The organism is Aeromicrobium ginsengisoli, from assembly GCF_004134905.2.
Lineage (GTDB): Bacteria > Actinomycetota > Actinomycetes > Propionibacteriales > Nocardioidaceae > Aeromicrobium > Aeromicrobium ginsengisoli.
This window is the reverse complement of record NZ_SDPQ02000001.1, coordinates 116,900-141,826: the sequence shown is the minus strand read 5'-3', so window position 1 is coordinate 141,826 and position 24,927 is coordinate 116,900. Positions and strand designations below refer to the sequence as shown.

Here is a 24,927-nt window from a genome sequence, read left to right as displayed (position 1 = left end):
CCCGCTGAGGCCGATCGATTTGCGCGCTCCCCCGGCGTGTCGCCCAAAAGACAGAGTCTCAGGCAGAACTCAGGTCAGCTCCGGGCGAGGTCCAGCAGCTCACGGGCGTGCGCCTGGGCGGTCGCGGAGTCCTCCTGGCCGGCCAGCATGCGTGCCAGCTCGTCGACCCGATGGTGCTCGTCGAGCTCGATCACCGCGCTGCTGGTGACCGTGCCGTCGTCGTCCTTGGACACCACGAAGTGGTGATCGGCGAACGCGGCGACCTGCGGCAGGTGCGTCACGGCGATGACCTGCGCGTGCTCGGCCAGGCGCGAGAGTCGGCGGCCCACCTCGACCGCCGCCTTGCCGCCGATGCCGGCGTCGACCTCGTCGAACACCAAGGTCGGCACGGTCGTGCGGTCGGCGAGGACGACCTCGAGCGCCAGCATCAGGCGGGAGAGCTCACCACCGCTCGCCCCTTTGTGCAGCGGTCGCAGCCCGGTGCCGCTGTTGGCCGCGAACAGGAACTCGACCTCGTCGATGCCGTGAGGGCCGGGCACGGCATCGGCACCAGCAGTCACCTGCACCTCGAGCCGCGCCGACGGCATCGACAGCTGCGCGATCTCCTCGTCGACCAGCGACGACAGGCGGGCCGCGGCCTCGGTGCGAATCGCCGACATCTCGTGCGCCAGGCGGGTCACCTCGGGGATGAGCTCGGCCTGCTCCGCCTCGAGAGCAGCAACCGACTCATCGTCATTGCCGAGCTCGCCCAGGCGGGTCGCGCTCTTCTCGGCCCAGGCCAGGACGTCGTCGAGTGTGGGGCCGTACTTGCGCTGGAGGCCGGCCAATGCGGCCCGGCGCTCTTGCAGTGCGGCCAACCGTTCGGGATCGAGCTCGACACCGCCCGAGTACGCGCCCAGCTCTGCGCCGACGTCGTCGAGCAGGATGCCGAGCTCGAGGACTCGTTCGGCCAGTGCGTCGAGTGCCGGGTCGTGCCCCGCGGCTTCCCGCAACGCCGCAGAGGCCTCGGCGACCTGTGTGCGAGCTGCGTCGAGGTCGGCCTCACCGACGAGAGAGCGGTGCGCTTGGTCAGCGGCACGAGCGAGGGACTCCGAATGCGCCAGACGCCCCTCCTCGATCTTGAGCTGCTCGTCCTCGCCAGCCTGCGGCTCGACGTCGTTGATCTCATCGAGCCCGAACTGCAGGACGTCGAGCTCGCGAGCCCGTTCCTGCGCATGCGTGCGCAGCTCCAGCAACGTACGTTCGACCGTGCGCCACCGGGCATAGGCCGGTGCGTATGCCTCAGCAGCCGCCGCGAACGCCTCACCGGCGAACCGGTCGAGCGCCGCTCGCTGCTCAGTGGCACGCAGCAACCGGTGCTGGTCAGACTGGCCGTGCACCGCCACCAGCTCGTCCGTGACGTCCGCCAGCAGGGCGGCAGGCACCGTGGCGCCGCCCGCGATCGCGCGCGACCGGCCCTGCGCTGACAACACTCGACCGAGGATCACGACGTCGTCGTCGATCCGCCCTCCCGCGTCCTCGACCGCAGCGATCGCCGCCGCGCCGGGCGGGACACCGATGCTGGCCTCCACCCGCGCCTGGTCGGCACCACGACGCACGAGGCCCAGGTCGGCGCGATCTCCGCGCAGAAGTCCCAACGCCGTGACGACCATGGTCTTGCCGGCCCCCGTCTCACCGGTGATGACGGTGAAGCCCTCCGAGAGCTCGAGCTCAGCCGAGTCGATGACGCCGAGCGACGAAAGTCGCAGATGCTGCCACATCAGGAATCTCCTCTGCGGCGTTCGGCCGAACCGCGCCAACCCGCGACAGGCAAGTCGAACTTGCGCACCAATCGGTCTGCGAACGAGGCGGGCTGCAGACGAGCCAGGCGTACGGGCGTCTTGCCCTTGACGACCTCGACGCGTGCGCCCACCGGCAGATCGGCTGCGCGCCGACCGTCGCACCACAGGACTCCGGTGGAGAGCTCGCCCACCACCTCGATGGCCAGCGTCGAGTCCGGTGAGACGACAAGCGGCCGCGCGAACAGGGCGTGGGCACTGATCGGCACCATCAGCAGCGCCGAGACCTCAGGCCACACGATCGGCCCACCTGCGCTGAAGTTGTAGGCGGTCGACCCGGTCGGGGTCGCGCACACGACACCGTCGCAGCCCCACCGTGACACCGGGCGATCGTCGATCTCGACGACGATCTCGAGCATGCGCTCGCGCGCCGCCTTCTCGACCGATGCTTCGTTGAGCGCCCAGTTGGTCGCGACCACCTCGCCGCCGACGGTGACCGACACGTCGACCGTGAGTCGCTCCTCGACGGTGTAGGTGCCGTCCACGACACCGCGCACCACGTCGTGCAGGTCCTCGACATCTGCCTCAGCCAGAAAGCCGACGTGTCCCAGATTGACCCCGAGCACCGGGGTGCTGGTGCCGCGGCACATCTCCGCGGCGCGCAGGATCGTGCCATCTCCGCCGAACACCACGGCCAGCTCGCAGCCGTCGGCGGCACCGGGCTGGGCCTCGACGACGCCGGGATTGTCCAGGCCGGCGGCCCGCAACGTCTCGAGCTCGGCATCGAGCACGCAGACGTCGACACCCTCGGCCCGCAGGTCCGCGGCGAATGCGGTGGCGACCTTGCTCGCCTCCTCGCGCGCGACGTGCACGATCAACAGGACCCGGCGAGTCATGCGCCCTCCCCCGACGTCGCGTCCAACGGCCCCGCCGCGACGACGGCGTGCGCCGCCTCCTCGCTGGGCGCTTCGGCGTCACTGCGCAGCCAGCAGAAGTACTCGACGTTGCCGGCCGGCCCGGGCAGCGGGCTCGGTGCCAAGGCCTTGGTGCCCCAGCCCTGCTCGTAGGCCGACAGGCACACCCGGTGGACGGCATCGGCATGCAACGCCGGATCGCGCACCACGCCGTTCTTGCCGAGGTTGCTCTTGCCGACCTCGAACTGCGGCTTGATCATCAGCACGATGTCACCTCCGCCTTCTGGGCTGCTCGGCTCGCACACCCTCGTCAGGGCAGGCATGACCACCGTAAGGGAGATGAACGACAGATCCGAGACGATCAGCTCGACAGGACCGCCGATGTCGTCCGCCTCGAGCCGACGGACGTTTGTCCGGTCGAACACGACGACGCGATCGTCCGACTGCAACGCCCACACCAGCTGTCCATAGCCCACGTCGACCGCGCAGACCTGGCGAGCGCCCTTGCGCAGCAGGATGTCGGTGAAGCCACCGGTCGAAGCCCCGGCATCGAGGCACCGTTTGCCCGCCACCGTGAGCCCCATCGGCTCGAACACAGCCAGCGCACCGAGCAGCTTGTGCGCACCTCGTGAGGCGTAGGTCGGCTCGTTGCTCGCGCGCACGACGATCGCCTGGTCCGTGGTGACGCCGGTTGCCGCCTTGGTGGCGACCGATCCGGCGACCTTGACCTGACCCTCCTCGATCAGCGTGCCGGCATGCTCGCGCGAGCGCGCCAAGCCGCGGCGCACGAGCTCGGCATCCAACCGAAGCCGTCTGGTCACTCCGTCACGGGCTTTCGGGGAGGTCCCCGTCGCGGCCCGCGTTGGCGAGCGACTCGCGGAGCACCCGGTGGATCGCATCGAACTCCTGCGGGTGCGACGTGATTTCCAGGTCGTTGAGCCGGGCCAGACGTTCGAGCGCTTCGTCGATCGCCACGTGGCCGGTCGGCTCGATCGGCTCCGCGGTGGACTGGTCGACCTGCTCCTGCTCCATCGCGTCAGACAGGTCGGTGTCGGAGTACTCGCTCATGCCTTCAGTGTCCCATCCACCGTCACCGAGACGTCGGAGCGATCACGCAACGACCACGCGAGTCCGATCACCGCTCGCAGAGCGTCGGTGCTGTGTGGATCGCCGGCTTCCACGCTCACCACGTCATCGCGCACCAAAGCCGTGGCAGCACCGCAACGCGCCCGGTCCGTGTCGTACTCGATCGTGAGGTGCGGTTCGTTGAGCCCGGCCAGGTCCGCTGACACGTACGTGGGCCGGCTGCGCGGCCCGGCGTCGATGATCTCCTGCAACGTGCTGACGCCCGTCAGAACGGCGAGGCTGTCCGTACCGGCGTTGACCGCACCCTCGATGTCGGTGTCGAGACGATCACCCACGACAAGCGGCCGCTCGCCGCCCACGCGCTCCATCGTCTCGTCGAACAACGCCTTCTCGGGCTTGCCGGCGACCGTCGGCGTCGCCCCGGTCGCGTTGCGGATGGCCTGCACCAGCGAACCGTTGCCGGGAGCGATGCCGCGAGCGGTCGGGATCGTCAGATCGGTGTTGCTGACGAACCACGGCACACCGGTCTGGATCGCAAAGGACGCTTCCGACAGCTGACGCCAGCCAACGTCAGGGTGGAATCCCTGCACCACCGCCACAGGACCGTCGTCAAGACTCGTCACGCAACGCAAGCCGCGCTCCTCCAGCGGTGAGCGGAGACCCTCGCCGCCGACGAGCAGCACCGGCGATCCGGCGGGTACGGCGTCCGCCACGAGGTGCGCCACAGCTTGCGCCGAGGTGACCACGTCGCTGTCGGAGACCTCGGGCATCGCCAGCTCACGCAGGTGATCGGCCACCTCGTGCGACGTCCGCGAGGCATTGTTCGTCACGTAGGCCAGCCGCATGCCCCCGGCGCGTGCGATCTCCAGCGCCTTGGCGGCCCCGGGCACGGCGTCTTGGCCGACGTAGACGACGCCGTCGAGGTCCAGCATCGCCAGGTCGTAGACCGTGCTGAGCGACTGCGTCGTCGAGCCCAAACCGGTCGCGCTCAGAGTCATGTCCCCGAGGCTACCGCCGGGGACGTGACCTTCCGGCAGGAGTCGACATCGACGGACACGAAGCTGATCGCGCCGCGGGGGAATCGGCGCCTCAACTCGCCGGTCACCTCGACCTCCGCGCCGGCCTCGAGGCGGCTCACCACGCGTCGCATCGCCGAACTCCACGCCGAGCACTCGATCGTGTCGACGACTTGCTTGGATCGTCGGCGCGCTGCTGCGCTGCGTCGGACGATCAGGCGGAACGAGACGACCTCGTCGCCGCTTGGAAGGACGCGAGTCTCGGGGTCCGCCGAGACCCGGCCCGCAAGGTGCACCCTGTTGTTGTCATCAGTCATGAAACGACGATGCCCCCTGCCAACGGCAGGGGGCATCCATCACGTCACGCGCTGTGGACAAGCGCGACGTACGTCAGCTCTGTGGACGCTTCTCGAGCTCGACCAGGCGCTCCTCGGCGTCGGTCTGCTTGTTGCCGTCGACCGCGACCGTGCGGTGGAACCACTCGACGGCCTCGTCGCGGCGCCCGGCATCCAGCAACGCATCGGCGTACGCATAGCGGAGACGCGGCACCCAGTCCGAACGGCCCTTGGTGTGCAGCGGCTCGGTCTCGAGCAGCCGGACGGCGGCGTCGTACTGCTTCTGGTCACGGCGCGCACCGGCGACCACGATCGACAGCTCGATCTGGCCGGCGTCGTCCAGGTGGCCTCGGATCTCCGGGGTGTCATAGGCGATCGCCTTGTCCGGACGCTTCAGGGCGCGCTCGCAGTCGGCCATCATCGGCGCGTAGAGATAGCCACCGGTCATCCGGCGGGCCGCGCGAAACTCCGACAACGCCTCGGCGAACTTGCCCGCCGCATATGCCGTCTCGCCGCAGGCCTCGCGCACGAGACCCGTTCGGGTCGCGCGTGCCTTGGCAGCAAGCGCGTGCAGGTGGGCCGTCTCGGGATCCTCGGCGATCAGCAGACCTGCCATGACGAGATGCCGCGCAACCTTGTCGGCGAGCTTCTCAGGCAGAGCCTGCAAAGCCTGGCGGGCGTGCTTGTCCAGGTCCTTGGCACTGACGTCGTCCGGGATCGGCGGGCCGTCATAGATCTTCTGCGCTGCGGTCCGATCGCCCTCTTCCTGACGTCGATCACGACGTGCCTCGTAGGGCTTGCCGTCTCGGCGCGGATGCGTGGGCTTGCCTCCACGAGTGTCGGCGGGCTTACCGTCCCGGCGCGAAGGATCTCCGCTGCCGCGCCGATCTCGTCCCTGGCCCGCGGGCTTGCCGCCACGAGCACCACCACTGCCGGCGCCTCGGCCAGCTGGTTTCCCACCGTCACGGCGGGGGTTTCTCGACTCAGCCATGAGTCGTTCCTTCCATCAAATGTTGCGAAAATGCAGCAAGGCCGCTCCCGAAGGAGCGGCCTCGCGCTAAAGATTGTCCGGCGACGTCCTACTCTCCCACACAGTCTCCCGTGCAGTACCATCGGCGCTGAAAGGCTTAACTTCCGGGTTCGGAATGTAACCGGGTGTTTCCCTTTCGCCATGGTCGCCGAAACTCTATTGAGATATCAAAACCTTGGAGCTCTCCCGAAGGGAGCTTTTCCGGTTCCCGAACATATCTCGGGAACCTCACAGTGGACGCGGTAGATCTTTGTAAGAAACAAGCCCTCGGCCTATTAGTACCGGTCGGCTCCATGCATTGCTGCACTTCCACCTCCGGCCTATCAACCCAGTGGTCTGCTGGGGGCCTTACCTGGTAAACCAGTGGGAAACCTCATCTTGAAACACGCTTCCCGCTTAGATGCTTTCAGCGGTTATCGCTTCCGAACGTAGCTAACCAGCAGTGCTCCTGGCGGAACAACTGGCACACCAGAGGTTCGTCCATCCCGGTCCTCTCGTACTAGGGACAGATTTTCTCAAGTTTCCTACGCGCGCGGCGGATAGGGACCGAACTGTCTCACGACGTTCTAAACCCAGCTCGCGTGCCGCTTTAATGGGCGAACAGCCCAACCCTTGGGACCTGCTACGGCCCCAGGATGCGACGAGCCGACATCGAGGTGCCAAACCATCCCGTCGATATGGACTCTTGGGGAAGATCAGCCTGTTATCCCCGGGGTACCTTTTATCCGTTGAGCGACGCCGCTTCCACTTGCCAGCGCCGGATCACTAGTTCCGACTTTCGTCCCTGCTCGAGCTGTCACTCTCACAGTCAAGCTCCCTTGTGCACTTACACTCGAAACCTGATTGCCAACCAGGCTGAGGGAACCTTTGAGCGCCTCCGTTACATTTTAGGAGGCAACCGCCCCAGTTAAACTACCCATCAGGCACTGTCCCTGATCCAGATAATGGACCTAGGTTAGATGTCTAGTACAGCCAGAGTGGTATTTCAACGATGACTCCACCTGAACTGGCGTCCAAGCTTCACAGTCTCCCACCTATCCTACACAAACTGAACCAAACACCAATACCAAACTATAGTAAAGGTCCCGGGGTCTTTCCGTCCTGCCGCGCGTAACGAGCATCTTTACTCGTAGTGCAATTTCGCCGAGTCCATGGTTGAGACAGCGCCCAAGTCGTTACTCCATTCGTGCAGGTCGGAACTTACCCGACAAGGAATTTCGCTACCTTAGGATGGTTATAGTTACCACCGCCGTTTACTGGGGCTTAAGTTCTGTGCTTCGCTTGCGCTGACACGTCCCCTTAACCTTCCAGCACCGGGCAGGAGTCAGTCCGTATACGGCGTCTTTCGACTTAGCACGGACCTGTGTTTTTAGTAAACAGTCGCTTGGGCCTGGTCTCTGCGGCCTTCAACGCTTCTCGGAGCAAGTCCGATAACGCATCCGGCCCCCCTTCTCCCGAAGTTACGGGGGCATTTTGCCGAGTTCCTTAACCATGGTTCACTCGATCACCTTAGTATTCTCTACCTGACCACCTGAGTCGGTTTGGGGTACGGGCGGCTCTAGATCTCGCTAGATGCTTTTCTCGGCAGCATAGGATCACTCACTTCGACTAAAACGTCTCCCCATCAGATCTCAGGCATGTGAATGGCGGATTTGCCTACCATTCGCCCTACGTCCTTAGCCCGGGACAACCATCGCCCGGGATGAGCTACCTTCCTGCGTCACACCATTGCTTGCCTACTACCAGATCGGGTCGTGCGCAGCGCCGGCTTCGCTCCGAAGAGTCCCGCCAGTTTTGGGCACTTAGCATTTCTGGGTTCGGCATGGGCGATCTAATGCCGGTACGGGAATATCAGCCCGTTGTCCATCGACTACGCCTGTCGGCCTCGCCTTAGGTCCCGACTTACCCAGGGAAGATTAGCTTGACCCTGGAACCCTTGGTCATTCGGTGGAGGAGTTTCTCACTCCTCATTCGCTACTCATGCCTGCATTCTCACTCGTGTGGCGTCCACGGCTGGATCACTCCGCCGCTTCTCTCGCCACACGACGCTCCCCTACCGATCCATGCGCCTGGACCACGAAGGCCTGGCTATTGCATGAATCCCATAGCTTCGGTGGATAACTTGAGCCCCGCTAAATTGTCGGCGCGGAATTACTTGACCAGTGAGCTATTACGCACTCTTTCAAGGGTGGCTGCTTCTAAGCCAACCTCCTGGTTGTCTCTGCGACTCCACATCCTTTTCCACTTAGTTATCGCTTTGGGACCTTAGCTGATGGTCTGGGCTGTTTCCCTCTCGACAATGGAGCTTATCCCCCACTGTCTCACTGCTGCGCTCTCACTTACCGGCATTCGGAGTTTGGCTGAGTTCAGTAAGCTTGTAGGCCCCCTAGCCCATCCAGTGCTCTACCTCCGGCAAGAAACACGCAACGCTGCACCTAAATGCATTTCGGGGAGAACCAGCTATCACGGAGTTTGATTGGCCTTTCACCCCTATCCACAGGTCATCCCCCCAGTTTTTAACCTAGGTGGGTTCGGTCCTCCACGCGGTCTTACCCGCGCTTCAACCTGCCCATGGATAGATCACTCCGCTTCGGGTCTAGATCCTGCAACTATGGTCGCCCTATTCGGACTCGCTTTCGCTACGGCTACGGCTCGACGCCTTAACCTCGCTACAGAACGCTAACTCGCAGGCTCATTCTTCAAAAGGCACGCTGTCACCCTTCACAAGGAAGAGCTCCAACGGATTGTATGCACATGGTTTCAGGTACTATTTCACTCCCCTCCCGGGGTACTTTTCACCTTTCCCTCACGGTACTAGTCCGCTATCGGTCATCGAGGAGTATTTAGGCTTAACGGGTGGTCCCGCTAGATTCACACCGAATTTCAGGGGTTCGGTGTTACTTGGGATGACACAAAAGAGCCATGAGCTTACGTGTACGGGGCTATCACCCTCTATGGCGCAACTTTCCAGTTGGCTTTCACTTCACTCATGGTTTATGACTCTTTGCCTGCTCGGCAGAACAGACCATGTGGTCCCACAACACCCCAGTGACAACGCCTGCCGGCTATCACATCACTGAGGTTTAGCCTGATCCGGTTTCGCTCGCCACTACTACCGGAATCACTTTTGTTTTCTCTTCCTGTGGGTACTGAGATGTTTCACTTCCCCACGTTCCCTCCTACTGTCCTATGTGTTCAGACAGAGGTACCTGGACTTTACTCCAGGTGGGTTTCCCCATTCGGACATCCCCGGATCACAGGTCGGTTGTCACCTTCCCGGGGCTTTTCGCAGACTCCAACGTCCTTCATCGGCTCTCGATGCCAAGGCATCCACCATGTGCACTTAGTAGCTTGTTGTTACTACAAAGATGCTCGCGTCCACTGTGAAGTTCTCAAAATACGTTCGGTCCCACATAAAGATCCCGCGCCTGCCAGATGTCCCTAAGGGGTGAACCTGGTGGTTCGTGGGGGTATGTGGTCCGAGGTCTCAACTCTACGAGCTGATCCCTCAGGACCCAACAGTGTGCCTGAGTTGATGACTACGTTTCAGCGAGGTTCCACTCTCCGAAGAGAAGTACTGACGCTGTTGGCTGTCATCAAGCCAAATAATCGACGATCCACTAGTGAGCTGAGTTGCGTACAGACATTCGCCGTACAAACAACTCAATGGACAACCAAGCTTGCGCCGGCTGCCAAATGCTCCTTAGAAAGGAGGTGATCCAGCCGCACCTTCCGGTACGGCTACCTTGTTACGACTTCGTCCCAATCGCCAGCCCCACCTTCGACAGCTCCCTCCGTAAACGGTTGGGCCACTGGCTTCGGGTGTTGCCGACTTTCATGACGTGACGGGCGGTGTGTACAAGGCCCGGGAACGTATTCACCGCAGCGTTGCTGATCTGCGATTACTAGCGACTCCGACTTCATGGGGTCGAGTTGCAGACCCCAATCCGAACTGAGACCGGCTTTTTGGGATTCGCTCCACCTTGCGGTTTCGCAGCCCTTTGTACCGGCCATTGTAGCATGCTTGAAGCCCTGGACATAAGGGGCATGAAGACTTGACGTCATCCCCACCTTCCTCCGAGTTGACCCCGGCAGTCTCCTATGAGTCCCCACCATTACGTGCTGGCAACATAGGACGAGGGTTGCGCTCGTTGCGGGACTTAACCCAACATCTCACGACACGAGCTGACGACAGCCATGCACCACCTGTATACCGACCAAAAGGGGGCTACATCTCTGCAGCTTTCCGGTATATGTCAAACCCAGGTAAGGTTCTTCGCGTTGCATCGAATTAATCAGCATGCTCCGCCGCTTGTGCGGGCCCCCGTCAATTCCTTTGAGTTTTAGCCTTGCGGCCGTACTCCCCAGGCGGGGCGCTTAATGCGTTAGCTGCGGCACGGAGACCGTGGAAGGTCCCCACACCTAGCGCCCAACGTTTACGGCATGGACTACCAGGGTATCTAATCCTGTTCGCTCCCCATGCTTTCGCTCCTCAGCGTCAGGTAATGCCCAGAGAACCGCCTTCGCCACCGGTGTTCCTCCTGATATCTGCGCATTCCACCGCTACACCAGGAATTCCGTTCTCCCCTGCATACCTCTAGTCTGCCCGTATCGGAAGCACGCTCAGGGTTGAGCCCTGAGTTTTCACTCCCGACGCGACAAACCGCCTACGAGCCCTTTACGCCCAATAATTCCGGACAACGCTCGGACCCTACGTATTACCGCGGCTGCTGGCACGTAGTTGGCCGGTCCTTCTTCTGCAGGTACCGTCACTTTCGCTTCGTCCCTGCTGAAAGAGGTTTACAACCCGAAGGCCGTCATCCCTCACGCGGCGTTGCTGGATCAGGCTTTCGCCCATTGTCCAATATTCCCCACTGCTGCCTCCCGTAGGAGTCTGGGCCGTGTCTCAGTCCCAGTGTGGCCGGTCACCCTCTCAGGCCGGCTACCCGTCAATGCCTTGGTGAGCCATTACCTCACCAACAAGCTGATAGGCCGCGAGCTCATCCTTCTCCGCCGGAGCTTTCCACCTCAGAACATGTGATCCGAGGTCATATTCGGCATTAGCCATCGTTTCCAATGGTTATTCCGATGAGAAGGGCAGATTGCTCACGTGTTACTCACCCGTTCGCCGCTCGTGTACTCCCGAAGGAGCCTTACCGCTCGACTTGCATGTGTTAAGCACGCCGCCAGCGTTCGTCCTGAGCCAGGATCAAACTCTCCGTTGAAGCAGCTAAAGCGCTGCCAAACTTCAGTTCGACTCTGACAAACTATTTGCTGACAAATAAATTGTCGGAATTGATTTCCATCAAGGTCGGCGAGCCGAAGCTCTCCGATGGTCTCGACGGGGTACTACTAATTAATCTCGTCGACTTTTGGCACACTGTTGAGTTCTCAAGGATCAGACGCTCACCTCGGCTTCGACCTCGCGGTCTCTGCCTTGGGGCAACTCGTCTAACTTACACGGCTCGTTTTCACCGGTCAAACCGGGTCGGTCACCATGTTCAGCTTCGTTGTCCGCGGTCCGTCTCCGGGCGCCTGAGGCGCCGTGCCGTCGACCGCTTCGGTTGAGCTGGTTGGAAGCTCCGAGTGACCGGCCTTTCGGCCTTTCGCTCCGCCGTGCTGTCCAACAAGAAGAACATTACGGGGGCGTTTCCCGCTTCGTCAAATCGGCTCCGTATGGTCCACGTCACATGGTCTCGAGCCCCTGAAATGACGGGGATCAGGACACCGACACGCCCGAGATCGACCGCTTTCCCTTGCGCAGGACCGCCCAGGTGCCGTGCAGGAGGTGCTCGGTGGTGAGCTCGAGATCAGGGTCGGAGACCCGTTCGTTGTTGACGTACGCTCCCCCGTCGGCGACCGCCCGGCGGGCGGCCGACTTGCTGTCGGCCAGCCCGGCGGCCACGAAGGCATCCACGACCGTGGGGCGATCGGTTGCGGCCAGGTCGACGGCGCCGGCTTCTCGCAAGGCTGCCGCGAGCGTCGACTCCGACAGCTCGGAGAGCTCGCCGCGTCCGAACAGCGCTCGGGAGGCAAGCTCGGCGGCCGCGGTCTCCTCCTGGCCGTGCACGATCGTCGTGACCTCAGCAGCGAGGCGTCGCTGTGCGCCGCGCAGTCCGGGCTTCTCGAGGTGCTCGGCCTCGATCTGGCTGATCTCGTCGAGGCCCAGGAACGTGAACTGGCGGAGGTACTCGATGACCTTGGAGTCCTCGGCCTGGATCCACGACTGGTAGAAGGCGTACGGACTCGTGAGCCCTGGATCGAGCCACACCGTGCCGGACTCGGTCTTGCCGAACTTGGTGCCGTCGGCCTTGGTGATGAGCGGGGTGGCCAACGCGTGCACCTTGTCGCCGTCCGCTCGGCGGATCAGCTCGACGCCGGCGGTGATGTTGCCCCATTGGTCGCTGCCTCCGGTCTGGAGGACGCAGCCGTGGCGCCGGTGCAGCTCGAGGTAGTCGAGTGACTGCAGCAGGACGTAGCTGAACTCGGTGTAGCTGATGCCGGACTCGAGCCGGCTGCTCACGACGTCGCGGGCCAGCATGCGGTTGACCGGGAAGTGCTTGCCGACGTCACGCAGGTAGTCGATCGTGCTGAGGCCCGCGGTCCAGTCGAGGTTGTTGACGACCGTCGCACCGTTGTCACCGCCGAACTCGACGAAGCGGGAGACCTGCTCACGGATGTTGTCGACCCACTCGCCGACGGTCTCCTTGGTGTTCATGACCCGCTCGCCGGCCTCCTTCGGGTCACCGATGAGTCCGGTGGAGCCGCCGACCAGCATCAGAGGCTTGTGCCCCGCGAGCTGAAGTCGGCGTGCCGTCAGGATTTGCAGGAGGTTGCCGATGTGCAGGCTCGGCGCTGTCGGGTCGAAGCCCACGTAGTAGGTGATCGGCCCCTCAGACAGCTCCGCGCGCAGGGCGTCGCGGTCCGTCGAGTGCGCGATGAGTCCTCGCGCGTCGAGGTCGTCGAGTACGTGGGTCACTGGCCAGTCCTTCGGGGTCGGGGATGCACCGCGACTTTAGCGCGGCGCTCCCCCGTCCTAAGGCTTGACGGCGACGACGGGCACTGCGGAGTCGAGCAGGATCTGCTGCGCGACACTGCCCATCAGGATCTTGCCGACGGGACTGCGCGGGCGTACGCCGATCACGACGAGCGACGCACTGGCCTGCTCCGCCTCGAACAGGACCGTGCTGGCGACGTTCTCACCCTCGACCTGGCGCAGCTCGTAGGGGACGTTGTCCTTGGCGAGTCCCTCGGTGAGGTCCTGAAGGTGACGACCCTTGGCGTGCCCCGTGTCGAGGCGCGGCTCGACACGGTGGACGTTGATGATCAGGAGAGACTCACCCTTGGTGCGCGCCTCGGCGGCAGCCCAGTCGAGGGCGGCCCGTCCGAAGTCGTCGGGACGGTACGCCACGGCAATTGTCATGACATGAGCGTACCGGCGAAACTCCTCTCCTGGCGAGCGGAATACGGGCTGGGAGCCATGACGTTGCACACGGCGTGACTGAAACAGTGAAGGTCGACATCTGGTCCGACGTGGCCTGCCCGTGGTGCTTCATCGGCAAGCGCCGGTTCGAGACCGCAGCAGCCGAGTTCGCGGAGGGCGGTGGAGCCCTCGAAGTCGAGTACCACTCGTTCGAGCTGGCGCCCGACACCCCCGTCGACTTCGACGGCACGGAGGTCGACTTCCTGGTCGGCCACAAGGGCATGGCTCCCGCGCAGGTCGAGTCGATGCTGGCGCAGATGACGGAGCTGGGCGCGACCGAGGGCTTGTCGTACGACTTCCATGCGCTGCAGCACACCAACACCGTCAAGGCGCACGAGCTGCTGCACTACGCCAAGTCGCAGGGCCGCCAGCTCGACATGAAGGAGCGGCTGCTGTCGGCGTACTTCGCGGAGGGCCGGCACGTGGGTCGCATCGACGACCTCGCCGACCTGGCTGCGGAGATCGGGCTCGACCGGGCCGAGGTCGTCGAGGCGCTGAAGTCCGAGCAGTTCCTGGCGGACGTCCAGGCTGACAAGGACCAGGCGATCGCGTACGGCATCTCGGGCGTGCCGTTCTTCGTCATCGACAAGAAGTTCGGCGTCTCCGGCGCCCAGGACCCGTCGGTGTTCATCGAGGTGCTGCAGAAGGCGGCGTCGGGCGAATGACCGGGCCGCTGGAGATCATCGGCACAGACGCCGCCCCCGTGTGCGAGGACGGCGTCTGCGACATTCCCGGTGCTTCGCAGCCCGAGGACGACTAACCGACGTCTGGCTTGACGGCCAGCACGGGGCACGTCGCATCGAGGATGATGCGCTGCGCCACGCTGCCGAGCAGGAGCTTGCCGACCGGTGACCTGTGGCGTATGCCCACGACGATCAGGGTCGCCGACGACTCGGCGCTGACCTGGAGGACCGCCTCGGCGACGTCGGGCACGACGTCCTGGCGTACCTCGGTCTGCACGTCGAGCCGTTCGAGCTCAGCACGCAGCGCGTCGATCTCCTTCTCGGCGGCGAGGCGCTTGTCGACGTACGCATCACCCTTGGTGTCGTTGACGACGATGAGCTTCTCGCCGCGGCGTGACGCCTCGGTCGCTCCGTACTCGAGCGCTGCCTTTCCGTAGACATCCGGACTGTAAGCCACGACGACGCTCATGCGCTGACCTGCTTCCTGTTGTTGGCTGCCATGGTGCGCAGGCCGTTGCCGACGATGAAGAGAAGCGTGGCGCCGATGATGACGTACACGATGACCGCGACAGGCTCGCTCCACAGCGTGCTGACGTCTCCCGACGAGATCGCGAGAGCCTCGGTCAGCTGCGCCTCGAGCCTGGGGCCGAGGATCACGCCGATGATCAGCGGGAGCACCGGGAGACCGAAGCGCCGCATCGCCAGGCCGAGGAGCCCGATGACGAGCAGGATCAGCAGGTCGAACCACTGGAAGTTGACGCTGTAGGCGCCGAGCGAGGCGAAGAACAGGATGCCCGCGTAGAGGTAGGGCCGCGGGATCTGCAGCAGCTTGGCCCAGACCGGAGCCAGCGGCAGGTTGAGCACCAGCAGCAGGGTGTTACCGATGAACAGGCTGGCCAGCAGCGTCCACACGAGGATCGGCTGGCTGTCGAACAGGCCGGGGCCGGTCTCGATGCCGTAGCTCTGGAACGCGAGCAGGATGACGGCTGCCGTCGCCGTGGTGGGCAGGCCCATGGCCAGCAGGGGCACGAGCGTCCCGGCGGCTGAGGCGTTGTTGGCGGCCTCCGGACCCGCGACGCCCTCGATGGCGCCGTGGCCGAACTCCTCGGGGTTCTTGGCGAGCTTGCGCTCCGTGATGTACGACAGGAACGTCGGGAGCTCAGCACCGCCGGCCGGCAGCGCACCGAACGGGAAGCCGAACGCAGTGCCGCGCAGCCACGGCTTCCAGGAGCGGCCCCAGTCGTCGCGGCTCATCCACGGCTGGCCCACCGGGATGATGTCGAGGGGCCGGCGGCGCAGGTGGGACGCGACCCACAGCGCCTCACCGATCGCGAAGATCGCGACCGCGACGACCACGATGTCGATGCCGTCGGCGAGCAGCGGGCTGCCGAACGTGAGGCGGGGCTGTCCTGTCGAGGTGCCGACCAGGCCGATCGCCAGGCCGATGAAGAGTGCAGTGAACCCACGGAGTCGTGACGAGCCGAGGACGGCCGTGACTGCGAAGAGCGCCAGCAGGAGCAGGGCGAAGTACGACGGTGCGCCCAGCTTGACGACCTCCGTGGCGAGCTTGGGGGCGAACAGCACGAGCAGCAGCGTGCCGATCGTGCCGGCGACGAACGAGCCGATCGCGGCGGTGGCGAGGGCTTGAGCTGCCCGGCCCGCCTTGGCCATCTTGTTGCCCTCGATCGCCGTCACGACCGAGGAGGACTCCCCCGGTGTGTTGAGCAGGATCGAGGTGGTCGAGCCGCCGTACATGCCGCCGTAGTAGATGCCGGCGAACATGATCAACGCGCTCGCGGGCTCGACGCTGTAGGTGATCGGGAGCAGCAGCGCGAGGGTCATGGCCGGGCCGATGCCGGGCAGGACGCCGACAGCGGTGCCGAGCAGCACGCCGATGCACGCGTAGAGCAGGTTGGTCGGGGTGAAGGCGTTCTCGAAGCCTTGCATCAACAGGTCGAACGATCCCATCAGAGCACTCCGTCCAGGACGCCGGCCGGGATCGCGAGACCCAGGCCGGAGTAGAAGCCGTACCAGGAAAGGACCGACAGCACGACGCCGATCGCGAGGGACCGGACGATCGAGCGGGCGCCGAGCACGTGGGCCGTGCCGGCGAACAACAGAGCGCCCGTGATGGCCCAGCCGAGCCAGCTGATCAGTGCGAAGTTGAGCGCGAAGACCACGACGAGCTTGCCGACCGTGACCCAGTCGCTGCCCTTGGTGAGGTCGACGTCCTCGCCCTCCTCCAACTCGGGCACGTCACCTCGCGCCGTGGCGAGTGCCAGCAGCGCTGCGAGGACGATCAGGCCCGCGCCGACGATGAAGGGGAATGTGTAGGGCTGGACCGGTTGGTCCGCGAATCCCTTGTGCAACGTCGTCGCGTCGTAGATGACGTAGGCGCCGGCGACGCCGATGCCCGCCGCGAGGCCGTACTGGGCCTTGTCGACGACCCGGCTCTGGCCGGGCGGGGTGTGCTGTGTCGTGGTCATGCGAGTCCCAGCTCCTTCAGGGTCGTGGCGACCCGTTCGTCCTGTTCCTTGAGGAAGGCGCCGAATTCGTCACCCGTGATGAAGGCGTCGATCCAGCCGTTGCGCTTGAGCTCGGCCTGCCAGCCCTTGGTCTTGTGCATGTCCTCGAACAGCGTGATGAGGTAGTCGCGGGTCTCGTCGGAGATGCCCGGAGGTGCGAGGACCCCACGCCAGTTGGCGAAGACCATGTCGACGCCGGACTCCTTGAGGGTCGGCGCGTCGATGTTGTCGAGCCGCTCGGCACCGGAGACCGCGAGCACACGGAGCGAGCCGTCCTTGATCTGGCCCTCGAACTCGCTGGGGCCAGAGGTGCCGACGTCGATCTTCTCGCCGAGCAGCGCCGTGGTCAGGGGGCCACCGCCGTCGTACGCGATGTACTTGACCTGCTTGGGCTGGATGCCGATCGTCTTGGCGAGCTGCATCGGGAAGATGTGGTCGGGTCCGCCCGGCGACGATCCACCGCCGATCGTGACGCTCTTGGGGTCCTTCTTCCACGCGTCGACCAAGTCCTCGACGGTCTTGAACGGCGAGTCCTTGGGCACGATGAGTGCCTCTTGGTCCTCGATCAGCCGGGCGATCGGCGTCGCCTTGGAGACTCGGGCGCTCGACTCGTTGGTGTAGACCGCGCCGACGACGCCCAGGCCCATCGTCATCACGACGTCGTTCGAGCCCTCGGCGTTGAGCAGCCGCTGCATCGCGACCGTGCCGCTGGCGCCGAGCACGTTGGTGATCTCGAAGCGGCCGGTGAGGTCCGCGTCCTCCATGACGTGGGTCGCGGCGCGGCCCGTGAGGTCGTACCCACCGCCCGGGCTGTTGGGGATCCACATCTGGAGCCGGCGGTGACCCTCGTCGTCGGATCCGCGGGTGACGCCGCAGCTCGCCAGCACCATCGCGGCCGAGACTGCGAGGATGACACCCGCGAGCCTTGCGTGGACACGTCTTCTCGACGTCATGGAACCTCCTGTGGTCGACCCCGAGCATGGCCTCCAGGTGTGGCGTGAGTCACTATTGCGGAACCAAAGGAGGTTGTGGTCTTTGTGGTCACCGCGCCGGCAACGGCTCACACTCGCGGGGCAGTTCCTCGGCCTACAGCTGGTCGTCGTCGCCCTCGTGCTGGCGATCGTCGCGGCGATCTCGGTTCGGCAGTCGACCATGACGTTCTCCAGCGAACGTGGATCGCAGATGCGGTCGGTCGCGGAGTACCTCGCGAACATCTCGGTCGTACGCTCCGAGATCGACGGTCCGACGCCGGCGAGCGCCCTCGCGCCGTCGATCAGCCGGGCACTCAGCCTCTCCGGTGCCACGGAGGTCACGATCGCGGACCCGAAGGGTGTCGTCCTGTCGTCGTCCGATCCACGCCTGGTCGGCCGCACGATCGACCTCGGCGACAGTCGTGTCCGTGAAGGGCGTGGCTGGGTCGGTGACGTCGACGACAACGGGCACCAGGCCGTCGCCGGTCACGCCCCGATCCTCAACGACGACGGGAAGCTCGTCGGCCTGTCGATCGCCCAGCAGCGCTATCCGTCCAACTGGCAGCGCCTGACCAACGCCGCACCGGACCTGGCGCTGTTCCTCGGTGTCGGCGCGCTGCTCGGCGTGGCCGGCTCGCTGCTGCTGGCGCGGCTCATCAAGCGACGTACGCGTGGGCTGGAGCCACAGGAGATCGCCACGCTGGCCGATCACCGTGAGGCGCTGCTGCACAGCATTCGCGAGGGCGTCATCGCCGTCGGCACGGACGGCAAGGTCACGATGGTCAACGACAGCGCCCGCGAGCTGTTGGACCTAGATGCCGGCGTCGTGGGTCGTCCGGTCGCGGACCTGGCCCTCGATCCGCAGGTCACCGAGCTGCTGACTGCGGGCAGCGACAGCCAGGACGCCGTCGTGCTCGTAGGCGCCCGCGTGCTGGTGTTCAACCAGCGCTCGGCGTCGAGCCACGGCGAGGGCATCGGTACCGTCACGACCATGCGCGACCGGACCGAGCTCGTCTCGATGCAGAGCCAGCTCAGCTCCAACCTGTCGATCACCGACACGTTGCGCGCCCAGACCCATGAGTTCGCCAACCAGCTCCACACGATCTCGGGGCTCGTGCAGCTCCAGGAGTACGACGAGGTGACCGCCCTCGTCGGCACGCTGACCCGCCGGCGCGCCGAGATCACGGACGAGGTCACGAGCCGGATCGCGGATCCCGCAGTGGCCGCCCTGCTCATCGCCAAGTCGAGCGTCGCGGCCGAGGCCGGGGTCTCGCTCACGCTGAGCCCGGACTCGCGCCTGCCGGGCCTGACGTCCGCTGAGTCGGCCGATCTCACGACCGTCGTCGGCAACCTCGTGGACAACGCCATCGACGCGTGCCGCACCGAGCCGTCGCCGGAGGTCGTGGTCACCACCCACGTCGATGCGAGCCGGCTCGTGCTCGAGGTGCACGACAACGGGCCGGGCATCCCTGACGGCATGCGCGACGCCATCTTCGTGCGCGGGTTCTCGACCAAGCCTGACGTGCTGGGCGGTCGTGGCATCGGGCTGCCGCTCGTGCAGCTGATCTGCACGCAGCGCGGCGGGAGCGTCACGGTCGACGACGAGGACGGCACGACGTTCCGGGTCGAGCTGCCGCTGGCCGGGGTGCCCGCGTGATCGGCGTGCTCGTGGTCGACGACGACTTCATGGTCGCCGGGATCCATGCGCGATTCATCGAGAAGACCGAGGGCTTCAGCGTCGTCGGCGTGGCTCGCAACGGCGAGGAGGCCCTGCGCCTCGTCGGCGAGCTCGCACCGGAGCTGATCCTGCTCGACGTGCACCTGCCCGACATGAGCGGCCTCGACGTGCTGCAGCGGTTGCGCGCCGCCGGCAACGTCGCGGGGGTCGTCATGGTCACGGCTGATCGCGACGCCGAGGTCGTACGAGCAGCACTGCACGGCGGTGCGATGCACTATCTCGTCAAGCCGTTCGAGTATCCCGACCTGGCTGCCCGGCTCCTGCGCGTACGCGACACGCTCGCCCTGCTGGAGCACGGTGAGGCCGACCAGGAGTCGATCGACCGGGCGTTCGGAACGGCACAGCCGGCCGGCCAGCCGTTGCCCAAGGGACTCAGCCAGGAGACCGCGGACCTGGTCGGCACTGCACTCAGGGACACCGGCGAGCTGTCGGCGACCGAGTGCGGTGAACGTGTCGGGATCTCGCGGGTCAGCGCACGCCGCTATCTGGAGCACTTCGTCGATGAGGGGCACGCCGTCGTACGCCTGAACTACGGCAGCGCCGGTCGCCCGGAACGCCGCTACCGCTGGTCGACCGACCAGCGGTAGCGACAGCTCGTACGCCTCAGGCCGCGGCGACCTCGACCTCAGAACCCTCGGGCGCCATGTCGGACATCGGCTTGGGCCGGAGGAACACACCGCCGACGATCGCCGCCAGCAGGGCCGCCACCGCACCGGCCGCGAAGGCCAGCTGGAGGCCGCCGTTGAGCGCCTCGACCTGCGCCGCGCCATCGGCGAGCAGGCTCTCGGTGCGCGCCGAGGAGACACTGACCAGCACCGCGAGACCCAGCGCGCCGCCCATCATGAACGACGTGTTGACGACGCCTGAGGCGAGACCCGCCTCGTGCGGCTCGACGTCGCCCATGGCGGCCAGCAGCACGGGGTTGAACGCGATGCCGGCACCGAAGCCCAGCAGGATCATCGACGGCAGCACGTCGACCACGAAGCTGCCGCCGACAGGTGCCCGGGAGAACAGCGCCAGGCTCGCGGCCGCCATCAGCAGGCCGGCGACCAGCGGCGGCCGGATGCCGAATCGCATGACGAGCTTGTCCGAGACCCGCAGCGAGCAGTAGGCCATCACGACGCTCATCGGGACGAACGCCAGGCCCACGTCGAGGGCGTCGTAGTGCAGGACCTTCTGCAGGTAGATCGCCGCGAGGAAGAACCAGGCAAACATCGCCGCGGCCCACAACACACCGACGATCTGCGAGACCGAGACGTTGCGGTGCGCGAAGAGACGCAGCGGGACGAGCGGGTTGGTGATGCGAGCCTCACGGGCGATGAAGGCGATCATCAGCGCGAGTCCGCCGCCGAGCATGAGGAGCGTGCGGGCCGACGTCCAGCCTGCATCGTTGCCACCGACGATGGCGTAGACGCTGAGCATCAGGGACGCGGTGACCAGGACGGCACCGACGACGTCGACACGAGCCTCCGAGGGCACGACGTCATCCGCAGGGAGCACGCGACGAGCGGCGATCCACACGGCCACGCCGATCGGGATGTTGACCAGGAAGATCCAGTGCCACGAGAACAGACCGGTGAGGACACCGCCGAGCAGGACGCCGAGGGCGCCGCCGCCGGACATCACGAAGCCGAAGACGCCCATCGCCTTGGCGCGCTCCCCCGGCTCGGTGAACAGGCCCATGATCAGTGCAAGCGCGACGGCGGAGACCGCTGCGCCGCCGAGGCCCTGGATGGCGCGGCCGATCACCAGCAGCTCGGCCGACGGGGCCAGCCCGCAGCCGATCGAGGCGATCGTGAACGACACGACGCCGCCCAGGAACACCCGCTTGTTGCCGAGCAGGTCGCCGAAGCGGCCCGACAGCAGCAGGAACCCGCCGAACGTCAGCAGGTAGCCGTTGACCACCCAGGCCAATGCGGCCTGCGAGAAGGCGAGGTCGGTCTGGATCGACGGAAGGGCGACGTTGACGATGCTCGAGTCGAGCACGATCATCAGGTCGCCGAGGCACAGAACGTAGAGAGCGAGCCAGCGGCTCTTGATGTCAGGCATCGGGATGGTCTCCTCGGTTGGTGGGGTCCTTCACCAACACCACGAACGGAGGACAGCGCATACGACAGTCCCGGCGAGAAATGTGGCAGAGAGTTCTCTAGGCCCGTGGGCTGCGGCGGTAGGCCGACACGGTCGGGTCGCCCGTGATCCAGAATCGCCACGGCACGTCCGCAGCCTTGGACACTCCGACACGCGGTCCGGCGCTGATGTCAGGTGTGCCGGCCGGCGACTCCCCCAGGCGTACGCCATCGGGTGCCAGCAGATCGGTGCCGAGGTCGTCGAGTGTCAGACCCAGCGTCCTGGCCAGATTGCCGGGGCCGCGCGCCAGGGCGACGTCCTTGACCGCCGGGCGACGGCGGCGAGCCACATCGATGCCGTCGACCACCTCGCCGGCACGGATCAGCACCGCGGACGCCTCCTCGGTCGGACCGGTCACGACGTTGGCGCAAAAGTGCATGCCGTACGACCGATAGACGTACAGCCGCCACGGAGCGCCGTACATGATCTCGGACCGGGCGGTGCGAGTGTAGGCGTGCGAGGCCGGGTCGTTGATCCCGCCGTACGCCTCGACCTCCGTGATGCGCACCGCCACGTCGTGCCCGTGCAGCACGCGGCCCAGCAGCCCGCGGGCGTACGTGACGACGGCGCTCTCGGTCACGCGGTGAGGGCGCCGAGTGCCTTGTCGAGTGCGGCGCGGCTGACGTTCTTCTTGCGAAGCCCGACGAGCTTGGCCCACACCGGCGAAGTCATCAGTGTCACCGGGTCGGCCGCGTAGGTGCGGCGCAGCGTCTCCTCGGGGACGACCTGCGGGTCCGGCGCGAGGCACGCGGCCAGCGCGGCGTCGTAGTTGTCGTCGAGAACGCGGGAGGTCGGGTCGAGCCCGAGGACGAGCACCGTGCCGGTCGGCGAGGTGTTGACCGGGATGATCGTCAGGTCGGGCCGATAGGTCCTCAGGATGTCGGCGACCTTGAACACGTCACCGGCCCACGCGGCGGTGCGCCGGTCGCGCGCAGCCTCGAGCGAGTTGCGCGGGAGCATGTCGTCGAGCAGCACCACGCCGGCGGGCGACATGTGCTTCTCGACGTTCATGAAGTCGCGCAGGGCGAACTCGGCCAGGTGCATCCCGTCGATGAACGCGAGGTCGATCGGGACGCCGTCGAAGAACGCGACCGGGTCGGGGCGGGAGAAGAACTCGTCGCTCGTCGTGCGGTGCAGCTGCACCTCGCACTCGATCTCCTTGGTGATCGTGTAGCCGGGGTCGACCCCGATCGACCGGGTGCGCGACAAACCGAGGCTCGAGCCCGTGAAGACCCCGATCTCGAGGTAGGTGCGCGGCTGCAGCTGCTTGTGGAGCGCGATCAGCAGCTGGTGGCGCGACCTCGTGGGCTCGGGGAAGTCGGCGAACGCATCGGACGGGACGTACTTCGGTGCGGACTTCTCCACCGCACGGGGCGCCTCCGGGTTGAGCCGGCGGGCCGCAGTGCGACGCGCCTTGCGCTCCCAACGGCGTACGGCCTCGGTGCGCTGCGGTCCGATGACCTTGCGCAGGGTGCTGCCGGCCTTGGTGCGAAGTGCCACGGTCTCCCCCATGTCTGCGGTGCGGTGGGACCACACTAGCCATGGCTCACACAGGCTCAGCGGCACGGGCCAGACGGGCGCGAACCGCGGAGGCGAACGGGCTCCAGAGGAACCAGGTCGGGAATTCGCGCGTCAACCGCGGAATCCCCTCGAGCTCCACTGATCCGGTTGCTCGAGCCTCGCGCAGCGTCGTCAGGCCCGAGAAGACCCGCATCAGCGCCACGGGCTCCGTGCGCACGGTGACGTCGGAGTCGAAGCCGGGATGGTCGGCGCAGACGGAGGACTCGTGCCGGTCCAGGATCAGCCAGAGCCTCGTCGGGTCGTCCCCGCGATAGTCGAACTCGATCACGACGCGCTGGTCGGGAACCCGCTCGAAGTCCAGTCTCCGGGACATCCACCACGTCAGCGTGATCGGATCGACGTCGCGGGGTTCGGGCTCGGAGAACATCCACTTCACGGCCCACTCGCCAAAGGCCATGACGACACCTTCGAGGTCTCGACCTGCGGGCGTCAGCTGGTACTCGTGACCTCGGCCGCCGGCAATCGGCACGCGTTCGAGCACACCTTTGTGCTCGAGGTGGCGGAGGCGTTGCATCAACAGAGTGCGCGAGATGCCTGGCAGCCCGCGATCGATGTCGTTGAACCGGCGACTTCCGAGCACCATCTCCCGCACGATCAGGGGGGTCCACCTGTCCGCCAGCACGCTGCTCGCGAGGGCGACGGGACAGTACTGCCCGTAGTCACGCATGGGCCAATCGTAGTCCGAATTCACCGAGATGGCGGTCCAGAATTCGTACCGGATAGGTGCAGAACCTGCACTGGTGGCGGCCGGTGTACACGGCGAGCATGACAGGTAACCACTCACGAACCTGAGGAGTCAGCCATGTCCATCACCTTCGATCCCGTCCAGTTCAAGACCACGACCCGAGCCCAGTGGGAGGCGGCAGCGGATGCCTGGAATCGCTGGGGACCCACGATCGAGTCCTGGCTCGGATCGGCCACCGAGACGATGCTCGACGACGCCGCCGTCACGACAGGTGGCCGGGTCCTCGACGTCGCGGCGGGGGCCGGCGGCCAGACGTTGGCGGCCGCGCGACGCGTCGGCCCGGGCGGTGAGGTCCTCGCCACCGACATCTCACCCGCGATCCTCGGGTACGCCCAGCAGGTGGCGCAGTCGGCCGGGATGTCGAACATCAACACGCTGGTCGCCGACGGTGAGGACCTCTCGGAGGTCGAGGCGGGTGCCTACGACGTCGCGATCTCACGGGTCGGGCTGATCTACTTCCCGGACCAACAGGCTGCCCTCGCCGGCATGTGCCGCGCCCTTCGACCCGGAGGGCGGGTCTCTGCGGTCGTCTACTCCACGGCGGACCGCAACGGATTCTTCTCGATCCCCGTAGGGATCATCCGCCGACGCGCGGAGCTGCCACCGCCGCTGCCGGGCCAGCCCGGACCGTTCAGCCTCGGCTCCCCCGGCGTCGCCGAGGAGGTCTTCACCAAAGCTGGGCTGACCGACATCACCGTCACGACGGTGCCGTCACCTGTACGCATGCGAAGTGCAGCCGAGTGCGTGCAGTTCGAGCGCGAGTCCTTCGGTGCCCTCCACCAGATGCTGTCCGGGCTCGACGAGACCGGTCGCGCGGAGGCGTGGGCCGAGATCACCGAACAGCTGGCTCAGTTCGAAGGGCCGAACGGGTTCGAAGGGCCCTGCGAGATGCTCGTGGTGACCGGCACGAAGTAG

General features: G+C 65.6%; 21 protein-coding genes and 3 rRNA genes. 4 read left to right on the top strand and 20 right to left on the bottom strand.

Going from position 1 to position 24,927, the window contains the following annotated elements:
* Window positions 1-74: 74 nt before the first annotated feature.
* From recN to ESP70_RS00685, 12 genes are all read right to left on the bottom strand, one after another.
* Window positions 75-1,760 (bottom strand): DNA repair protein RecN, encoded by a 1,686-nt coding sequence (recN, locus tag ESP70_RS00740; RefSeq protein WP_149687482.1) that lies wholly within the window; start codon window positions 1,758-1,760, stop codon window positions 75-77.
* Complete coding sequence (locus tag ESP70_RS00735) at window positions 1,760-2,674, bottom strand: NAD kinase (RefSeq protein WP_149687481.1); 915 nt, start codon at window positions 2,672-2,674, stop codon at window positions 1,760-1,762. Before ESP70_RS00735 ends, recN begins: the two co-directional genes overlap by 1 nt.
* Window positions 2,671-3,513: a TlyA family RNA methyltransferase gene (locus tag ESP70_RS00730; RefSeq protein ID WP_246161728.1), complete on the bottom strand. Its 843-nt coding sequence runs from the start codon at window positions 3,511-3,513 to the stop codon at window positions 2,671-2,673. Before ESP70_RS00730 ends, ESP70_RS00735 begins: the two co-directional genes overlap by 4 nt.
* 4 nt (window positions 3,514-3,517) lie before the next feature.
* Window positions 3,518-3,760: a hypothetical protein gene (locus ESP70_RS00725; protein WP_149687479.1), complete on the bottom strand. Its 243-nt coding sequence runs from the start codon at window positions 3,758-3,760 to the stop codon at window positions 3,518-3,520.
* Window positions 3,757-4,776 (bottom strand): HAD-IIA family hydrolase, encoded by a 1,020-nt coding sequence (locus tag ESP70_RS00720; protein ID WP_149687478.1) that lies wholly within the window; start codon window positions 4,774-4,776, stop codon window positions 3,757-3,759. The genes ESP70_RS00725 and ESP70_RS00720 overlap by 4 nt, the downstream gene beginning before the upstream one ends.
* Entirely contained in the window at window positions 4,773-5,111 is a 339-nt protein-coding gene (locus tag ESP70_RS00715; RefSeq protein WP_149687477.1) for a single-stranded DNA-binding protein, read from the bottom strand. Before ESP70_RS00715 ends, ESP70_RS00720 begins: the two co-directional genes overlap by 4 nt.
* 73 nt (window positions 5,112-5,184) lie before the next feature.
* Window positions 5,185-6,120, bottom strand: coding sequence for a tetratricopeptide repeat protein (locus ESP70_RS00710; RefSeq protein WP_149687476.1), 936 nt, complete (start codon window positions 6,118-6,120; stop codon window positions 5,185-5,187).
* A gap of 75 nt (window positions 6,121-6,195) precedes the next feature.
* A 5S ribosomal RNA gene (gene rrf, locus ESP70_RS00705) occupies window positions 6,196-6,312 on the bottom strand.
* 102 nt (window positions 6,313-6,414) lie between these two features.
* Window positions 6,415-9,516: ribosomal RNA gene (locus ESP70_RS00700) — 23S ribosomal RNA — on the bottom strand.
* Window positions 9,517-9,866: 350 nt separating this feature from the next.
* Window positions 9,867-11,384, bottom strand: a 16S ribosomal RNA gene (locus ESP70_RS00695).
* Together the 16S, 23S and 5S rRNA genes form the textbook arrangement of a ribosomal RNA operon.
* A gap of 494 nt (window positions 11,385-11,878) precedes the next feature.
* Window positions 11,879-13,138, bottom strand: a complete 1,260-nt coding sequence (gene tyrS, locus ESP70_RS00690) for a tyrosine--tRNA ligase (RefSeq protein WP_149687475.1) — start codon at window positions 13,136-13,138, stop codon at window positions 11,879-11,881.
* Between the two features lie 57 nt (window positions 13,139-13,195).
* Complete coding sequence (locus tag ESP70_RS00685; RefSeq protein ID WP_149687474.1) at window positions 13,196-13,582, bottom strand: universal stress protein; 387 nt, start codon at window positions 13,580-13,582, stop codon at window positions 13,196-13,198.
* A 74-nt stretch (window positions 13,583-13,656) separates the two neighbouring features.
* On the opposite strand from ESP70_RS00685, the gene ESP70_RS00680 reads away from it, so the two are divergent.
* Complete coding sequence (locus ESP70_RS00680) at window positions 13,657-14,307, top strand: DsbA family oxidoreductase (RefSeq protein WP_149687473.1); 651 nt, start codon at window positions 13,657-13,659, stop codon at window positions 14,305-14,307.
* A 91-nt stretch (window positions 14,308-14,398) separates the two neighbouring features.
* On the opposite strand, the gene ESP70_RS00675 is transcribed toward ESP70_RS00680, so the two are convergent.
* The 4 genes from ESP70_RS00675 to ESP70_RS00660 are packed head-to-tail and all read right to left on the bottom strand — an operon-like array spanning window position 14,399 to window position 17,803.
* Complete coding sequence (locus ESP70_RS00675; protein ID WP_149687472.1) at window positions 14,399-14,794, bottom strand: universal stress protein; 396 nt, start codon at window positions 14,792-14,794, stop codon at window positions 14,399-14,401.
* Window positions 14,791-16,293, bottom strand: a complete 1,503-nt coding sequence (locus ESP70_RS00670; protein WP_149687471.1) for a tripartite tricarboxylate transporter permease — start codon at window positions 16,291-16,293, stop codon at window positions 14,791-14,793. Before ESP70_RS00670 ends, ESP70_RS00675 begins: the two co-directional genes overlap by 4 nt.
* Window positions 16,293-16,811 carry a tripartite tricarboxylate transporter TctB family protein gene (locus ESP70_RS00665; RefSeq protein WP_149687470.1) on the bottom strand — a complete coding sequence of 173 codons (519 nt, stop codon included), beginning with the start codon at window positions 16,809-16,811 and terminating at the stop codon, window positions 16,293-16,295. Before ESP70_RS00665 ends, ESP70_RS00670 begins: the two co-directional genes overlap by 1 nt.
* The gene (locus ESP70_RS00660; protein WP_149687469.1) at window positions 16,808-17,803 is read right to left on the bottom strand and encodes a Bug family tripartite tricarboxylate transporter substrate binding protein; all 996 of its coding nucleotides are present in this window, start codon (window positions 17,801-17,803) and stop codon (window positions 16,808-16,810) included. The genes ESP70_RS00665 and ESP70_RS00660 overlap by 4 nt, the downstream gene beginning before the upstream one ends.
* A gap of 82 nt (window positions 17,804-17,885) precedes the next feature.
* Between ESP70_RS00660 and ESP70_RS00655 the strand changes: the two genes are divergently transcribed.
* Together ESP70_RS00655 and ESP70_RS00650 are read left to right on the top strand one after the other, a co-directional pair.
* Window positions 17,886-19,478 carry a sensor histidine kinase gene (locus ESP70_RS00655; protein ID WP_223148576.1) on the top strand — a complete coding sequence of 531 codons (1,593 nt, stop codon included), beginning with the start codon at window positions 17,886-17,888 and terminating at the stop codon, window positions 19,476-19,478.
* Window positions 19,475-20,146 (top strand): response regulator, encoded by a 672-nt coding sequence (locus ESP70_RS00650; RefSeq protein WP_149687467.1) that lies wholly within the window; start codon window positions 19,475-19,477, stop codon window positions 20,144-20,146. The genes ESP70_RS00655 and ESP70_RS00650 overlap by 4 nt, the downstream gene beginning before the upstream one ends.
* Window positions 20,147-20,162: 16 nt before the next feature.
* Here the strand turns inward: ESP70_RS00650 and ESP70_RS00645 are convergent, their stop codons facing one another.
* From ESP70_RS00645 to ESP70_RS00630, 4 genes are all read right to left on the bottom strand, one after another.
* Window positions 20,163-21,608: a DHA2 family efflux MFS transporter permease subunit gene (locus tag ESP70_RS00645; protein WP_149687466.1), complete on the bottom strand. Its 1,446-nt coding sequence runs from the start codon at window positions 21,606-21,608 to the stop codon at window positions 20,163-20,165.
* A gap of 97 nt (window positions 21,609-21,705) precedes the next feature.
* The gene (locus ESP70_RS00640; RefSeq protein WP_149687465.1) at window positions 21,706-22,266 is read right to left on the bottom strand and encodes a DNA-3-methyladenine glycosylase; all 561 of its coding nucleotides are present in this window, start codon (window positions 22,264-22,266) and stop codon (window positions 21,706-21,708) included.
* On the bottom strand, window positions 22,263-23,186 hold the full coding sequence (locus tag ESP70_RS00635) for a class I SAM-dependent methyltransferase (protein ID WP_223148575.1): 924 nt from the start codon (window positions 23,184-23,186) through the stop codon (window positions 22,263-22,265). Before ESP70_RS00635 ends, ESP70_RS00640 begins: the two co-directional genes overlap by 4 nt.
* Before the next feature lie 46 nt (window positions 23,187-23,232).
* Window positions 23,233-23,934, bottom strand: coding sequence for a winged helix-turn-helix transcriptional regulator (locus ESP70_RS00630; RefSeq protein ID WP_149687463.1), 702 nt, complete (start codon window positions 23,932-23,934; stop codon window positions 23,233-23,235).
* 135 nt (window positions 23,935-24,069) lie between these two features.
* Between ESP70_RS00630 and ESP70_RS00625 the strand changes: the two genes are divergently transcribed.
* Entirely contained in the window at window positions 24,070-24,927 is an 858-nt protein-coding gene (locus tag ESP70_RS00625; protein WP_149687462.1) for a class I SAM-dependent methyltransferase, read from the top strand.

Coding starts and splice junctions, on each gene's coding strand:
- recN (WP_149687482.1), bottom strand. CDS start 1,760: ATGTGGCAGCATCTGCGACTTTCGTCGCTCGGCGTCATCGACTCGGCT.
- ESP70_RS00720 (WP_149687478.1), bottom strand. CDS start 4,776: ATGACTCTGAGCGCGACCGGTTTGGGCTCGACGACGCAGTCGCTCAGC.
- ESP70_RS00725 (WP_149687479.1), bottom strand. CDS start 3,760: ATGAGCGAGTACTCCGACACCGACCTGTCTGACGCGATGGAGCAGGAG.
- ESP70_RS00670 (WP_149687471.1), bottom strand. CDS start 16,293: ATGGGATCGTTCGACCTGTTGATGCAAGGCTTCGAGAACGCCTTCACC.
- ESP70_RS00660 (WP_149687469.1), bottom strand. CDS start 17,803: ATGACGTCGAGAAGACGTGTCCACGCAAGGCTCGCGGGTGTCATCCTC.
- ESP70_RS00715 (WP_149687477.1), bottom strand. CDS start 5,111: ATGACTGATGACAACAACAGGGTGCACCTTGCGGGCCGGGTCTCGGCG.
- ESP70_RS00625 (WP_149687462.1), top strand. CDS start 24,070: ATGTCCATCACCTTCGATCCCGTCCAGTTCAAGACCACGACCCGAGCC.
- ESP70_RS00665 (WP_149687470.1), bottom strand. CDS start 16,811: ATGACCACGACACAGCACACCCCGCCCGGCCAGAGCCGGGTCGTCGAC.
- ESP70_RS00710 (WP_149687476.1), bottom strand. CDS start 6,120: ATGGCTGAGTCGAGAAACCCCCGCCGTGACGGTGGGAAACCAGCTGGC.
- ESP70_RS00735 (WP_149687481.1), bottom strand. CDS start 2,674: ATGACTCGCCGGGTCCTGTTGATCGTGCACGTCGCGCGCGAGGAGGCG.
- ESP70_RS00675 (WP_149687472.1), bottom strand. CDS start 14,794: ATGAGCGTCGTCGTGGCTTACAGTCCGGATGTCTACGGAAAGGCAGCG.
- ESP70_RS00685 (WP_149687474.1), bottom strand. CDS start 13,582: ATGACAATTGCCGTGGCGTACCGTCCCGACGACTTCGGACGGGCCGCC.
- ESP70_RS00630 (WP_149687463.1), bottom strand. CDS start 23,934: ATGCGTGACTACGGGCAGTACTGTCCCGTCGCCCTCGCGAGCAGCGTG.
- ESP70_RS00645 (WP_149687466.1), bottom strand. CDS start 21,608: ATGCCTGACATCAAGAGCCGCTGGCTCGCTCTCTACGTTCTGTGCCTC.